Origin of the sequence: Flavobacterium sp. LHD-85 (genome assembly GCF_030929595.1) — a bacterium.
Taxonomy (GTDB): Bacteria; Bacteroidota; Bacteroidia; order Flavobacteriales; family Flavobacteriaceae; genus Flavobacterium.
The window spans coordinates 1,045,694-1,060,671 of the sequence record NZ_JAVFVR010000001.1 but is presented as its reverse complement, the minus strand read 5'-3'; the positions used below and the strand labels follow the sequence as shown (position 1 = coordinate 1,060,671).

Genomic DNA, 14,978 nt, shown 5'->3' with positions numbered 1-14,978 from the left:
TTACAAATCAAATCCTAAATTCACGCCTAATTTCATGGCAATGATTTTAGTAATTCTTTGTTTTAATTCTGGTATTTTAATGCTTTCGATAACGGCATTTGAGAATGCGTACATTAATAAAGCTTTAGCTTCTTTTTGGGGAATACCACGAGATTGCATGTAGAACATTGCTGTTTCATCCAATTGTCCAACTGTACATCCGTGAGAACATTTTACGTCGTCAGCAAAAATCTCTAATTGAGGTTTTGCATTGATAGTAGCTTTGTCACTCAATAAAATGTTGTTGCTTTTTTGGAAAGCATTTGTTTTTTGAGCTTCTTTCTCTACCAAAACTTTTCCGTTGAAAACTCCAGTCGAACGATCAGAGAAAATTCCTTTATAATCTTGAAAACTTTCGCAGTTTGGCTGCGCGTGGTTTACCAAAGTATAATGATCAACGTGTTGTTTATCGTTTAAGATCGAAATTCCGTTTAACGTACTTGTCAATCTTTCTCCGAAATGATAGAAATTCAAATTGTTACGAGTCAAGTTTCCTCCAAATGAGAAAGTATGAACGTAAGCATGGCTTTCTTGCTGTTGCGAAACGTAAGTATTGTCAATTAAATTGGCTTCGCTGTTATCGTTTTGAATTTTGTAATAATCAACAATTGCGCGTTTTTGAGCGAAAATCTCAGTAACTGAGTTTGTTAAAACAGGATTTTCATTCAAACTTTGGTGACGCTCAATAATTTGAACATGTGAATTTTCGCCCACAATAACCAAATTTCTTGGCTGAACCATTAAAGCAGATTCTGCACCAGTTGAGAAATACATAATCTCAATTGGTTTGTCTGCTACTTTTTTCTTTGGGATATTGATAAAAGCACCTTCCATTGCAAAAGCAGTGTTCAATGAAGTCAAGCTGTCATCTTTGCTTGCAATTTGATTGAAGTAGGTATCAATAACCATTTTGTATTTTGGTTTTGTTAATGCCGATGACATCAAACAAACATCGATTCCGTCGTGCGTTGTAGAAGACAAATGCGAACTGAAAACCCCATCGATAAATACTAATTTGTAAGTATCAATTTCGTGTAAAAAGTATTTTTTTACCTGATTAAATTCGATTGCATTTTCCTGCTTTGGAAAAACCGTAAAGTCATTTTTTAAGATGGCATTTAGCGATGTATATTTCCAAGCTTCTTCTTTTTTGGTTGGGAAACCTTTATTTTCGAAGTTTTTTAAAGCATTTGTGCGTATGTCATGTAAATCTGAATGTACATCGACACGCTCTTCAAAAGCCATAAAAGACGATACTAATTTTTCTTTTAAATCCATTTTCTTAGTTGTAAGTTATGAGTTATGAGTTATGAGTTTTTGTAAACTGTAAACTGTAACTGTAAACTAGTTTTCTGCTTTAATCCAGTCGTATCCTTTTTCTTCCAGTTCGTAAGCCAATTCTTTACCTCCGGATTTTACAATTCTTCCGTTGTAAAGAACGTGAACGAAATCAGGAACGATATAGTCTAACAAACGTTGGTAGTGTGTGATTACAATAATTGCGTTTTTGTCGCTTTTTAATTTGTTTACACCATTTGCAACGATTCTTAAAGCATCGATATCAAGACCAGAATCGGTTTCGTCAAGGATAGCTAATTTTGGCTCTAACATTGCCATTTGGAAAATCTCGTTTCTTTTTTTCTCTCCTCCAGAAAAACCTTCGTTAAGAGAACGAGAAAGAAATTTACGGTCGATTTCTAATAATTCAGATTTTTCACGAATTACTTTCAGCATTTCGTTAGCCGGCATTTCTTCTTGTCCGTTTGCTTTACGAGTTTCGTTGATAGCCGTTTTCATGAAGTTAGTAACGCTAACTCCAGGAATTTCTACCGGATATTGAAAAGAAAGGAAAACACCTTTATGTGCTCTCTCTTCAGGAGCTAAATCAGCAAGATCTTCTCCGTCAAGAATAACTTCTCCGTCTGTAACTTCATAATTTTCGTTTCCTGCAATAACAGCAGAAAGAGTACTTTTTCCAGAACCGTTTGGTCCCATTATCGCGTGAACTTCTCCAGCTTTAACTTCTATATTAATTCCCTTAAGGATTTCTTTATCACCAATCGCGGCGTGAAGGTTTTTTATTGATAACATTGTTCTTTATTTTATATAAATGTCAATTCTATTTTTGTTGTTTGGTTTAGGATGTTGGCATTAAAATGCGCGTGTCCTAAATATTCCATGCCTAAATAATCGGCAGATTTTTGAAACGGAATGTAAAAACTTTCGTCAGTTTCATCATCGTGAGAATTTGATATCACTCCGATTTTTTTTCCTCTTAGTTTTCTTCCAGTTTCTTTTTCAATTCGGATTAAATCTGAAATCCTGTCGAAAAAGACCTTCATAATTGCGCTCATATTATACCAATAAATGGGCGTTGCAAAAATTAAAGTATCATACTTTTCGATAATTCCTCTTATTAGAGGCAAAAAATCATCACCTAAATTTTTGCTTTCGTAATCATAATAGGAAATATTATAATCACTTAAATTAACTACATCAATATGCTGTTCCTTCGAAATTTGGTCCACAATTTTTGTTGTGTTTCCATTTTTTCTGGATGAACCTAAAATGATGACTTTTTTGTTTTGCATCTTTAAATTAACCTACAGATCCTTCTAAAGAAATCTCTAATAATTTTTGAGCTTCAACAGCAAATTCCATTGGAAGTTTGTTCAAGACGTCTTTACTGAAACCGTTTACAATTAAGGCAATCGCTTTTTCAGTCGGAATACCTCTTTGGTTGCAATAGAAAACTTGATCTTCTCCAATTTTACTTGTAGTTGCTTCGTGCTCAATTTTTGCAGATGGATTTTTACTTTCGATGTATGGGAAAGTATGCGCACCGCAATTGTTACCCATTAATAATGAGTCACATTGAGAAAAGTTTCTTGCGTTTTCAGCTCTTGGCGAGATTTGCACTAAACCACGGTAGCTATTTTGTGATTTTCCAGCCGAAATACCTTTAGAAATGATTGTCGATTTAGTGTTTTTTCCTAAATGGATCATTTTTGTTCCAGTATCTGCTTGTTGGAAATTATTTGTTACAGCAATAGAATAAAATTCTCCTACTGAATTATCTCCTTTTAATATACAAGAAGGATATTTCCAAGTTACAGCAGAACCTGTTTCAACCTGTGTCCAAGAAATTTTAGCGTTTGTTTCGCATAAACCTCTTTTTGTAACGAAGTTGTAAACTCCACCTTTTCCTTCTTTGTTTCCAGGGAACCAGTTTTGAACTGTAGAATATTTAATTTCAGCATCATCCAAAGCGATCAATTCAACTACAGCAGCGTGTAATTGATTTTCGTCACGGCTTGGAGCAGTACATCCTTCAAGGTAAGAAACGTAGCTTCCTTCGTCAGCAATAACTAGAGTTCTTTCGAATTGTCCGGTTCCCGCTTGATTGATTCTGAAATACGTTGAAAGTTCCATTGGGCATTTTACACCTTTTGGAATATAACAGAAACTTCCGTCAGAGAAAACCGCTGAGTTTAATGCCGCATAGAAGTTGTCTTTTTGAGGTACAACAGTTCCTAAATATTTTTTTACTAATTCAGGATGTTCTTTAATAGCTTCAGAAATTGGACAGAAAATAATTCCTTTTTCTGCTAAAGTTTTCTTGAAAGTTGTTGCTACCGAAACAGAATCGACCACAATATCCATAGCAACATTGTTCATCTTTTTTTGTTCGTCGATAGAAATTCCTAACTTTTTGTACATCTCTAATAATTCTGGATCAACATCGTCTAGAGTTTTATTAGGATCTACTTGTTTTGGAGCTGAATAATATGAAATTGCCTGAAAATCTGGTTTTTCATAACGTACGTTTGCCCATTCTGGCTCGATCATTTCTTTCCAAGCACGGAAAGCCTCGATACGCCATTCGGTCATCCATTCAGGTTCTTCTTTTTTAAGAGAAATAGCTCTTACAATTTCTTCGTTTAAGCCAATAGGGAAAGTCTCAGATTCTATATTGGTATAAAATCCGTACTCATATTCTTTAGTTTCCAGTTCGATCTTTAAATCGTCTTCGGTGTATTTGCTCATTATATTTTTTAATGTTGTCTTAAAGATTAAAAGTCAATTTCCTCATAAAGACTTTAAGGCTTTTATTTTTTTGATTTAAAGAGAAAATGATTCTCCACATCCGCAAGTTCTGCTTGCGTTAGGGTTATTGAAAACAAATCCTTTTCCGTTTAGTCCCCCAGAGAATTCTAAAATTGTTCCGGCTAAATAAAGGAATGATTTTTTTTCTACAGCAATTTGTATGTCGTTGTCAACGAATATTTTGTCGTCATCTCCTTTGGTTTTGTCAAATTTTAAATCATAAGACAAACCAGAGCATCCACCGCTTTTTACGCCTACTCTTACGTAGTCGCTTGCGGCGTCAAAACCATCATCAGTCATCAGGTCGATGATTTTCTTTTTGGCAGTATCAGAAACTTTTATCATTGTTCTTAGATGTTTGTTTTTAATGAACATTTTTTGTCTGTAATGAATTTATTACAGATTTAAAACGCTAATTTTCAATGTTAAATAGAAATTATCTGCAAAGATACGACTTAAAAACCTTTTTCCATAACGGTTCACATTATTATAACAAATGAGAAAATAGATAATACTTATTTTGATAAAATCGACTTTGAAATAGTTCTAAAATTTCAAAAGGAACTCCTTTTTAGAATTAAGCTGCAAATATCGCTCCTAAATGTTAAAAAACAAGTATTTCTACTGATTATAACCATTTTTTATTCAATATTTTTGCAGAAAATTAGGAGTAATTATGAAAAAACAAAATGAAATAAAGTGGTTTAAACCCTTGTTTGCTATAATTTTTGTTTTAGGAGTAGGTGCTGTAGTCTTGGTTTTTAGCAGTGAACCTGATAAGAATAATAGTGAAGCTAAAGAGGAAAGTATTGCCAATATAATCTCATTTGAAAGTAAAGAAACAAGTGAGCAAAAGAATATTTTAGATTCTTTAAATGCATTAAAAAAAGCATATGATCAGGCTATTTTAGAAAAAACAGCTTTGTCTAAAGAATTAGAGTTAGAGCGTAAAAATGTTGAAAATTTAGCAGCTATTATTAAAGCTTCTAATAATCCATCGGCGGAACAGATTAGAGTTTATCGAAATCAGCTTTCAGATTTAAATGCATCATTGGAAAATAGGGTTCAGGAAATTAAAAAGCTGAAATCTCAGAATAAAAATTTATTGACAGAAATAGAAAGCCAGAATGTTGTCATGTACAATCAAAAAGTAGAAAATGACACTTTGGTCTCTAAACAAAAAAAGTTAGAATCGACTTTAAAAGATGCTTCAAAATTGTATTTAAGCAATTTTAAAGCCATTGCACTTCGTGAAAAAAATTCTGGAGCTGAATTGGAAACGACCAAGGCGAAGAATACTAAGAAACTTAAAATTAGTTTTACCGTTAACGGAAATGCTGTTGCAAAGACAGGAAGAAAAGTTTTTTATGTTCAGGTTTTAGATCAGAAAAACACCGTTCTAGGCGATAATAAGTTAATTGAATTTGGTAATGATAAAGCGCTTGTTTATAGTTTTATAGTAAGCACCGATTTTCAAGGTAAATCGGTAAATGCTTACGGAATTTTAAATGCTGACCAGTTTAAAAAAGGAACTTATTTTGTGAATTACTTTGATAAGCAGGAAATAATGGGAAGCACTTCGGTTACATTAGAATAAAAGTTTTTTGGCTTTAAAATTTAGCAAAAGGAGTTTGAATTTTCTAGCTTTGTTGTTTTAGAAAATCACTCTCATGAAACTTTACCCAATAGAATCTGGAAATTTTAAGTTAGATGGAGGCGCTATGTTTGGCGTTGTTCCTAAAACCATTTGGAATAAAACCAATCCTGCCGATGCCAATAATCTAATTGATATTGCTGCACGCTGTTTATTGATCGAAGATGGTAATCGTCTTATTTTAATTGACACAGGAATGGGCGATAAGCAATCAGAAAAGTTTTTTGGATATTACTCGCTTTGGGGTTCTCATTCTTTAGATAAGTCTTTAGCAAAATATGGTTTTAATAGAGATGATATTACAGACGTTTTTATGACGCATCTTCATTTTGATCATTGTGGAGGAAGTGTGCAATGGAATGCTGATAAAACAGGTTACGAACCAGCTTTTAAGAACGCTAAATTCTGGACAAACGAAAATCATTGGGAATGGGCAACAAAACCCAATGCACGCGAAAAAGCTTCTTTTTTGTCTGAAAATATTTTGCCAATGCAGGAAAGCGGTCAATTAAGTTTTATTGACAGACCTGAATCTGATTTTGGCTTTGCAAAAGAACTTGGTTTTGAAATTTACTATGTTGATGGGCATACCGAAAAACAGATGATTCCGTATATAAAATACCAAGATAAAACGATTGTTTTTTGCGCCGATTTATTGGCAACAGCGGGACATATTCCGCTTCCGTATGTGATGGGTTATGACACAAGGCCTTTGTTAACAATGCCTGAGAAATCTAAATTCTTGAATTTGGCAGCAGACCAAAATCATTATTTATTTTTGGAACACGATGCGCATAATCAAATTATAACAGTGGAACATACCGAAAAAGGTGTTCGATTGAAAGAGGTTTTTACTTGCGACGAAATACTTTAGAAGAAACAAATATTAAACATAAAAAAATCCCATTTTCATTTTATTGAAAATGGGATTCTTGATTTAACTAATTGTAATTTTTAAGCTTAGTTGGTTTTAAATTTCCAAACTTGGCCTACGGTTTCACCACCTTTATTGTCTTTGACAACTACTTTCCAGTAATACAGTGTAGTGGGCTGAAGCGCAACTTCAAATGATTTTGAACTTGCATTCTCGCTTACTTTTGCTGTTGGCGGATTTGCAGTTCCAAAATAAACATCATAAGTAAGAACATCGGATAGATCAACATCAGAAGCATTCCAAGTTAAAGTTGCAGTCGATGTGCTCAAGGCCGCATTGATTGCTGGAGATATTATTTCTGGAGCAAATGGCAAATGATTTACAACAGCTGTACCAGCAGTATAAAACTTGAATGTTGAAGAATAAGCACTAGATAATCCTTTGGCATCTGTTGCTTTTACTCTCCAATAATAAGCCGTGTTTTTTTCTAATGCTAAAGCACTTGTAGAAAGAGATGAATTATCAAGAGTATTCACGATTTGAGCAAATGCATTGTCTTTTGCAATTTGAATCTGATAAACAATAGCATCTTTTTGTTCATCAGTTGAAGCATTCCACTGAAAAGAAACATTATTGTCTAAACATAATTTATTGTCTGCAGGTATGCTCAATACAGGTGCGGTAGGAGCTGTGTTTGTTGCTGGGGGAGTAACGGGATCATCTCCACCTCCGCTTCCACAGGCTGCAAATATTAAACAGATTATTGAGAGGTATATAGAATTCTTCATTTTTTATTTTTTTATGATTTTAATGTACTCAGGAGTTTCCAAATAAATTTTAGCAGCATAAATTCCTGATGGTAAATTTTCAAGATTTAAAATTGCTCTACCACTTTCGGTATTGTAATTTCCTTTAGAAACTAATTGACCTCCAAAGTTGTATAATTCAATTAAAACTTCAGTTTTTGCATTAGGAATTTCGATTTCGATACTGCCAGAAGTAGGATTTGGATAAGCCGAAAGTATTGTTCCTAATTCATAAGAAGTAACTTTTTTAGCAAAAACACCTTCACAAGCTTTTGCTGTTGCCACTTCAACTAAACCAGCTTTATCAAGAGAAACTGTAAAATTGCTGTCTGTTGTCTGGAATTGCTCTGCACCATCAACAAATACTGTAAAAGGAGCGGTTCCTTCCGTAATTTCAACATTTACATTTTTAGCACTTACCTCAGATTTTCCTGTAATAGTTGCTCCTTTCTGAATGGTTACATTAAAAGTTTGCTCAAAAATGGTCTCAGGAATAGTAATCTTGATTTTGTAAACTCCTGGAGTTAATGCCGTAACTTTTAAAGCATTGTTTGTAAACGCGTACGATTTGTCGTTTATCATCGCATTGTAAGCAAACGAAGCTTTTCCAACAATGCTGATCTCGCCATTATTTTCACCTAAACAAGATTCCCCTTTAGTTTCTACAGTAAAGTTGTTTGAAGCCAAAATTAATTCGCCAGTACATTCTGTGTTGTATTTGGCAATTGCATCTTTTCTAGAAGACCAATTGGCATTTGAATAAGTAACATCGTCAACAAGAATGCAATATAATTGTGGATTAGTGCCAAGTGATAAATTGTAATTTTGGATCAATGTGTTTTTTCCATTTCTCATATCCAAACTTGTTAGTTGGTTATTATTTGCATAAAGACCAACCAAAGCTTTGTTTTTTGTGATATCTAAAGTTTTTAATTGATTATTCGAAACACTTAGAGCGGTAAGAGCAGTATTAGACGAAACATCAATCGCGCTTAATTTGTTAATAGAAACATCAAGAGAAAGTAATCCGGTATTTCGAGAAAGATCAATTGCAGTTAGTAGATTTTCACTTGCTGCAAATGATACTAGAGCGTTAAGATTAGATACATTTATGCTCTCGAACTTATTACCGCTAATTCTTACTTCTTTTAAAAGCAGATTCTTAGAAAAATCTAAAGAAGTTAGCTGATTATTATAGACATCTATTTTTGTTAGATTTGTATTTGCACTAATATCTAAGTTGCTTATTTGATTGCTAGAAGCGTCTAAACTTGTTAATGCTGTGTTTTTAGAAATATTTAAGCTGGTTAATTTGTTTTTGTAAACACTTAAAGATTTTAAAGCAGTGTTTTTAGAAACGTCTAAACTTGTTAATTGATTATTGTATGCTACTATGGTTGTTAAATTGGTGTTAGCAGATAAATCTACAGACGTTAATTTATTAGTTGAAAAGTCAACCATTGTCAAGTTTACGTTTTTAGATAAATCTAAAGATGTTAATGAAGCAGAATAGCAATATAAAGTTGATAAAGATGTAAAATCTTGTATACCTGTTAAATCAGACACTTTTATTGTAGCATCGTTAAGATTCAAATATGTTATTTTTGAAATATTTGAGGTTAGAACTTTTCCATTTTCACCATCAGTATCAATTTTGCTGGCAATTAATAATTTTTCAAAATTTGGATCTGGAATTAATGTGTATCTCAGGTTCACAGGGCAAGCTTGAGAAGAATAAGTTGCAGTTGCATCTTTAGCTATCCAGTTTTGATTAGAAAATGCTGCGTCATCAACTTGAATACAAAGCAAATTAGGATTTTCAGTAAAATTTCCAAAAATCATTCTTTGCATGTTTACGTTATTGCCATTCTTTAAATTCAAATTATACATATTGTTTCCTGCACAATCTAATTCTTTCAGAAGCGTATTTTTAGATACATCTAGAGTTTCAATTTTATTGAAACTTGCGCTTAATGTAGCCAGTTTTGTGTTTTTAGAAACATCAAGAACACCTAACTGATTTTTAGTGGCATTTAAATTTGTTAGAGCAAGATTTTTTGACAAATCGATTTTTGTCAATGCATTGTTGCTAAAGTCTAATGAATTTAATGAAGTAAAATCTGTAATACCAGTTAGATCTGTAATTTCACTATTTGAAATATTCAAATCTATCACAGCAGCAATACTCATCGTAGCAACTTTTCCGTTTTTTCCGTCTTTGTCAATTTTAAGAGCGATTAATTTATCTTCAAATTTAGTATCAGGAATTGTTGTATAACCAGTATGATTTCCGCATGCTTCGGTTGAGTAAGAGGCTATCGCATCTTTAGCAATCCATTTTTCGTTAGAAAATGCCGCATCATCAACTTGAATACAAAGTAGATTAGGGTTTTCTGAGAAATTTCCGTAAATCATACCTTGCATATTTACGTTGTTTCCATTCTGTAAGTTTAGATTATACATGTCATTAGAAGCACAATCTAATTCCTTTAGCTTTGTATTTTTAGAAACATCTAAGTTTCTAATTTTATTAAAACTAGCACTTAAAGCAGTAAGATTTGTTTTGTCAGAAACACTTAATGATGTTAGGGCGTTATTGCTGCAATTTAAACGACTTAAACGAGGGTTGTAGAAAAAGTTTACACTTGTAAATGCATTGTTGCTAATGTTTAAATCATTTAACAAGACATTGGTAGATACATCCAAAGTTGTCAATTGATTTTTGCTTGCATTTAATTTTGTCAAATTAGTATTTTTTGAAACATTAAGTGTTTTCAATTGATTATCGTTGCATTCTAATGAAGTCAATGAAACAAAGTCTGCAATTCCAGTTAAATCTTTAATATTGCTACTAGAGACATTTAATGTAGTTAACAAGGCAATATTCATTGTTTCCACTTTTCCATTCTTACCATCTTTGTCGATTTGAAGTGCAATTAATTTGTCTTCAAAACTTGAATCTGGAATTAAAGTGTACGGAACAACAATTGAACATGCAGATGAAGAGTAGACTGCCGTAGCATCTTTTTTATCTGCCCAATTTTTATTAGCGTAAGCAACATCATCTACTTGAATACAGGTTAAATCTGGGTTTCCTGTCATAAAGAAAGATCCTGTCAGCAGAGTATTGTTACCGTTTTTAAGATTCAGATTTACTAATTTATTTTGGCCTAATACAGCTTGAAATAATTTGGTGTTTTTAGAAAGATCCAATGTTCTAATCTGGTTGCTAATGCAAATTAATGATGTCAATTCTGTATTTTTAGAAACATCTAAGGCAACAAGAGAATTTGATTGGACATCAAAATAAGACAACTTTGTATTTTGAGAAAGATCTATATTGGTAAGTTTATTTGTGTAAACCGTTAATGACTTTAATTCTGTATTTTTTGTAACATTGATATTTGAGATCAAATTCCAACTAAAATCTAAATTTGTTAAAGCAGTATTTGCGGAGACATCAAGATCTGTTAAACTATTAGAGCTTACATTTAATGATGTTAAAGCAGTATTATTAGATACATTAATTTTGGTCAGTTTATTGCGATCTGCACGTAAGAATGTTAGGGATTTAAAATCTTGAATTCCTGTTAAATCAGAAATATTTCTTCCACTAAGATCTAATAGAGTAAGATTTTCAATATTTTCTGTGATCACTTTCCCATTTTTTCCATCTCTGTCAAGACTTAGAGAAATAAGATAATCTTCAAAGTTAGAATCAGGAATAAGTGTATAAACATTACAGTCAAGACTAAAGTTTGTTATAGCATCTTTTGTGACATTCCAATTTGCCACAGCAGCAAGATCGGCAACCTTGATACAAGTTAAATTAGGATTTCCAGCAGTATTTAAGGTCGTTAAAGCTGTGTTTTTAGAAATATCTATTTTTTTCAGAGTATTTCCAGAGGCATTTAAATTTAATAAAGAAGTAAAGCCTTCTATACCCGTTAAATCTGAAATTGAACTATTCGAGACATTTAGCGAAGTAACTGTACTAATACTCGAAGTTAAGACCGCACCATTTTTTCCGTCTTTATCAATCTGTAGAGCAATTAATTTATCTTCAAATTTTGGATCTAGAATTATAGTAGAAAGACTGCAATCTAGTGATGTAAAATAAGTTCCATTATCTTTTATGTCAGACAAATTTGTTTGTGCAAAAGTAACGTCGTCTACTTGAATGCAAGTTAGGCTTGGATTGTATTTTAGAGAAGCATAGTAATCTAGACCATAATTACCATCAAATTCCTGAAAATAGACGCCTCGGGTTTTTGAAAAATTTGCATTATTTCCGTTTTTCAAATTTAGACTGCTTAACTTATTATTAGAGCAGCTTAAAAAAAGCAAAGCGTTATTATTGCTAACATCTAACGAAGTTAATTGGTTAGAATCGCAATCTAAATCTTTTAACTGTTTGTTTTTGCTTACATCTAAAACCGTTAATTTACTGCCTTCAGCAAGTAAAGTTTCCAGTGCCGTATTCAATGATAGGTCTATAGACGTCAGATTATTTCCACTAATGTTTAGTTTTTTTAGTGCAGTATTTTTTTTAATATCTAGATCTGGTAAACCAATGCCTCTAACATTTAATTCTTTTAGGTTGATATTTTTAGAAAGATCTAGTGCTGAGAATTTATTACTCTGTCCGCCATTGTTGTCACATTGTAAATACTCAAGAGCTATATTTGAGCTAAGATCAAGACTTGTTAATGAATTATTACCACAGTCTAAAAGAGTTAAGGCAGTATTTTGACTAACATCTAAAGTTTTTAAACTATTGCCGTGACAATCTAATCTAAGCAGTTTAGTATTTTTACGAATATCTAAATCGGTTAATTTGGCCTGGTGACAGTTTAGAGAAACTAAAGAGACAAAATCTTGAATACCCGTTAAGTCGACTATAGCAGTATTTGAAAGATCTAAAGAAAGTAATTCAGTAATGTTAATAGTTGGCACTCTGCCATCGGTTGGAGCAAAATCATAACCAAGCTCAATTAATTTGTTTTCAAAATTAACACTAGGAATAGAAGTATATTGTTCTGTACCCTTAACATAGACCTGAACAGCATCAATTAAAACCTCAAAAGGTTGTCCATCAAAACTAAAAGTAGAAATAGATAAATTGTATGATAAGTCAGAATCTGCAGTAAATTCAGTTACTTTTTCAGTCCATAAATTGTTTGTTGCAAAAGCACTTGTAGAAATAGTGCTTGCGCTCCCATTTTGTGATATGTTTAATGCAATAGGATGCTGTCCGCTATAATTGGCAGAAACATATTTGTATTTAAACTTTACAGTATAAGTAACGCCCGGTTTCATTGGTACTAGGGTCGTTAGTTTAGGTGATAAAGTGGTATAGGCTAATTTTGCATTGTACGATTTGTGCGCAAATTCGTAATTTTGATACACAGAATTAGTGACAGTCCAGTTGGTAGGGGAAAAGGTTCCTCCCCAAGCTTCAAGCCCGCCATTCTTGACTAAATTGGTTTGCGCGTAATTAGAAAAACTTGCCAATAATAGCAATAAGAGTAGTTTTGTCTTCATAGAATAAATTTAGGATTAGGTCGCGCAAGTATAGAAGATTTAAACGGAGAAACCTTACGTGAAGCCGTAATGACTATATTATTTGTTGATTTTTTTACCGTTCAAAGCATTGTAAGTACATTTTTGAATGAATACAATTACATTTATAATGATTTGAATGGTAAATTTTTGAGGGAATTTTGGTTTTCAGTATTTTTCGTCAAAATTTCATAACACATTGTTAACAGTTAGTTTTTTGTAACAAAAAAGCATAATTTAGACCCATCTTTTAACTTTACTTAATATTACAGATACATGAGTCATATAAAACCTATTAAATTATCTGCTTTTGCATTGCTTGTTTTAGCAGGATGTAGCGCTACAGTTCAGGCGCAGGTTTCTACTTCAAAAGAGTTTATTACAGCGCCGGCTGCAGTTGTAAAAAAAGCGCCAGTTAGCGAAAATGAATTAAAAAGATGGAGCCATCTTGATCTAATAAAAGACTCAATTCCAGGAATGAGTGTTGACAGAGCTTATGCTGAATTACTGCAAGGTAAAAAAGGGCAGAAAGTAATTGTAGGGATTGTAGATTCTGGTGTTGATATTGAGCATGAAGATTTACAAGGAATGATCTGGACGAATAAAAAAGAAATCCCAGGAAACGGAATCGACGATGATAAAAACGGATTTATAGACGATGTTCACGGATGGAATTTCCTTGGAGATGCGGTTCATGAAAATCTAGAATTGACACGTATCGTTAAAAAGGCAGATGATGGTTCTGCAGAATACAAAGCTGCTTTAGCAGAATATACTAAAAAGTATGAAGAGGCTCTTGAAGACAAACAGCAAGCAGATTTTTTACTTGATGTTCACAATACAATCAAAAAAGAGCTTAATAAAGCAGATTATAAAATTGAAGATTTAAGCAAAATTACTTCTGTAGATGCAAAAGTTTTACAAAGTAAAAAAATTATGACTCAGATTTTCACAAATGCAGGCCCAACTTTTAATCCAGAATCTGAATTAACTGAATATAGTGAACAAGTTGAAGATCAGTTAAAATATAACTTAAACAAAGATTACGACGGAAGAAAGATCGTAGGTGACAATCCAGAAGACATTAAAAACAACCATTATGGTAATAATGTAGTTTTTGGTCCAGATAAAGAAAAAGCACTTCACGGAACTCACGTTGCCGGAATTATCGCTCAAGTTAGAGGAAATAATTTAGGAGGAGACGGAGTAGCTACAAACGTTGAAATCTTAACAGTGAGAGCAGTGCCAGATGGAGATGAGTACGATAAAGATATTGCATTGGCAATTCGTTATGCAGTAGACAATGGAGCAAAAGTAATCAACGGAAGTTTCGGAAAAAGCTTCTCTCCGCACAAACAATGGGTTTATGATGCGATTGCTTATGCGGCCAAAAAAGATGTTTTAATTGTTCATGCTGCAGGTAACGACGGTTACAATATTGATGAAACTAAAAACATTAATTATCCAAATGATTCTAAAGACAACATAAAAGAATTTGCAGATAATTTAATTACAATTGGAGCAATTAATAAATCATACGGAGAAAATGTTGTCGCTTCATTTTCAAACTTTGGAAAAATAAACGTAGACGTTTTTGCTCCAGGTGAAGAAATTTATGCAACAGTTCCGAACAATAAATACAAGTATTTGCAAGGAACATCAATGGCATCTCCAAATGCAGCAGGTGTTGCGGCTTTAATTCGTTCTTACTATCCAAAATTAAAAGCGGCTCAAGTTAAAAAGATTTTGATGGACTCTGGAGTAGCGCTTCCTTCAACGGTAGTTTTAGGAAAAAGTGAAAATCCTGGAGAAAAACCAGCAGCTGTTTCTTCTTCAGAATCATCAAAAACCGCTAAGATGGTAAATGCTTACAATGCCTTATTAATGGCAGAAAAGATGTCTAAAAAATAAACGATAATACACTATTAATCCGATG

10 protein-coding genes are annotated in these 14,978 nt (G+C 32.8%); 3 read left to right on the top strand and 7 right to left on the bottom strand.

What is annotated here, in order from left to right; translation table 11 throughout:
* The 5 genes from sufD to RB618_RS04505 form a co-directional block, all read right to left on the bottom strand.
* Window positions 1-1,317: a Fe-S cluster assembly protein SufD gene (gene sufD, locus RB618_RS04525; protein ID WP_308067667.1), complete on the bottom strand. Its 1,317-nt coding sequence runs from the start codon at window positions 1,315-1,317 to the stop codon at window positions 1-3.
* A 66-nt stretch (window positions 1,318-1,383) separates the two neighbouring features.
* A complete protein-coding gene (gene sufC / locus RB618_RS04520) occupies window positions 1,384-2,130 on the bottom strand; it encodes a Fe-S cluster assembly ATPase SufC (protein WP_008466070.1) in 747 nt (248 codons plus the stop codon).
* A gap of 11 nt (window positions 2,131-2,141) precedes the next feature.
* A complete protein-coding gene (locus RB618_RS04515; RefSeq protein WP_308067666.1) occupies window positions 2,142-2,630 on the bottom strand; it encodes a flavodoxin family protein in 489 nt (162 codons plus the stop codon).
* Between the two features lie 7 nt (window positions 2,631-2,637).
* A complete protein-coding gene (sufB, locus tag RB618_RS04510; protein WP_308067665.1) occupies window positions 2,638-4,086 on the bottom strand; it encodes a Fe-S cluster assembly protein SufB in 1,449 nt (482 codons plus the stop codon).
* A 75-nt stretch (window positions 4,087-4,161) separates the two neighbouring features.
* Entirely contained in the window at window positions 4,162-4,491 is a 330-nt protein-coding gene (locus RB618_RS04505) for an iron-sulfur cluster assembly accessory protein (RefSeq protein WP_068841559.1), read from the bottom strand.
* A gap of 331 nt (window positions 4,492-4,822) precedes the next feature.
* On the opposite strand from RB618_RS04505, the gene RB618_RS04500 reads away from it, so the two are divergent.
* Together RB618_RS04500 and RB618_RS04495 are read left to right on the top strand one after the other, a co-directional pair.
* A complete protein-coding gene (locus RB618_RS04500) occupies window positions 4,823-5,743 on the top strand; it encodes a hypothetical protein (RefSeq protein ID WP_308067664.1) in 921 nt (306 codons plus the stop codon).
* Between the two features lie 73 nt (window positions 5,744-5,816).
* Window positions 5,817-6,674, top strand: a complete 858-nt coding sequence (locus RB618_RS04495) for an MBL fold metallo-hydrolase (protein WP_308067663.1) — start codon at window positions 5,817-5,819, stop codon at window positions 6,672-6,674.
* Window positions 6,675-6,760: 86 nt separating this feature from the next.
* Here the strand turns inward: RB618_RS04495 and RB618_RS04490 are convergent, their stop codons facing one another.
* Together RB618_RS04490 and RB618_RS04485 are read right to left on the bottom strand one after the other, a co-directional pair.
* Window positions 6,761-7,462, bottom strand: a complete 702-nt coding sequence (locus tag RB618_RS04490; RefSeq protein WP_308067662.1) for a hypothetical protein — start codon at window positions 7,460-7,462, stop codon at window positions 6,761-6,763.
* A gap of 3 nt (window positions 7,463-7,465) precedes the next feature.
* Entirely contained in the window at window positions 7,466-13,024 is a 5,559-nt protein-coding gene (locus RB618_RS04485) for a T9SS type A sorting domain-containing protein (protein ID WP_308067661.1), read from the bottom strand.
* Window positions 13,025-13,318: 294 nt separating this feature from the next.
* On the opposite strand from RB618_RS04485, the gene RB618_RS04480 reads away from it, so the two are divergent.
* Window positions 13,319-14,953: a S8 family peptidase gene (locus tag RB618_RS04480; protein WP_308067660.1), complete on the top strand. Its 1,635-nt coding sequence runs from the start codon at window positions 13,319-13,321 to the stop codon at window positions 14,951-14,953.
* The last annotated feature ends 25 nt before the right edge of the window (window positions 14,954-14,978 follow it).

Coding starts and splice junctions, on each gene's coding strand:
- sufC (WP_008466070.1), bottom strand. CDS start 2,130: ATGTTATCAATAAAAAACCTTCACGCCGCGATTGGTGATAAAGAAATC.
- RB618_RS04505 (WP_068841559.1), bottom strand. CDS start 4,491: ATGATAAAAGTTTCTGATACTGCCAAAAAGAAAATCATCGACCTGATG.
- sufB (WP_308067665.1), bottom strand. CDS start 4,086: ATGAGCAAATACACCGAAGACGATTTAAAGATCGAACTGGAAACTAAA.
- RB618_RS04515 (WP_308067666.1), bottom strand. CDS start 2,630: ATGCAAAACAAAAAAGTCATCATTTTAGGTTCATCCAGAAAAAATGGA.
- RB618_RS04495 (WP_308067663.1), top strand. CDS start 5,817: ATGAAACTTTACCCAATAGAATCTGGAAATTTTAAGTTAGATGGAGGC.
- RB618_RS04500 (WP_308067664.1), top strand. CDS start 4,823: ATGAAAAAACAAAATGAAATAAAGTGGTTTAAACCCTTGTTTGCTATA.
- RB618_RS04480 (WP_308067660.1), top strand. CDS start 13,319: ATGAGTCATATAAAACCTATTAAATTATCTGCTTTTGCATTGCTTGTT.
- sufD (WP_308067667.1), bottom strand. CDS start 1,317: ATGGATTTAAAAGAAAAATTAGTATCGTCTTTTATGGCTTTTGAAGAG.
- RB618_RS04485 (WP_308067661.1), bottom strand. CDS start 13,024: ATGAAGACAAAACTACTCTTATTGCTATTATTGGCAAGTTTTTCTAAT.
- RB618_RS04490 (WP_308067662.1), bottom strand. CDS start 7,462: ATGAAGAATTCTATATACCTCTCAATAATCTGTTTAATATTTGCAGCC.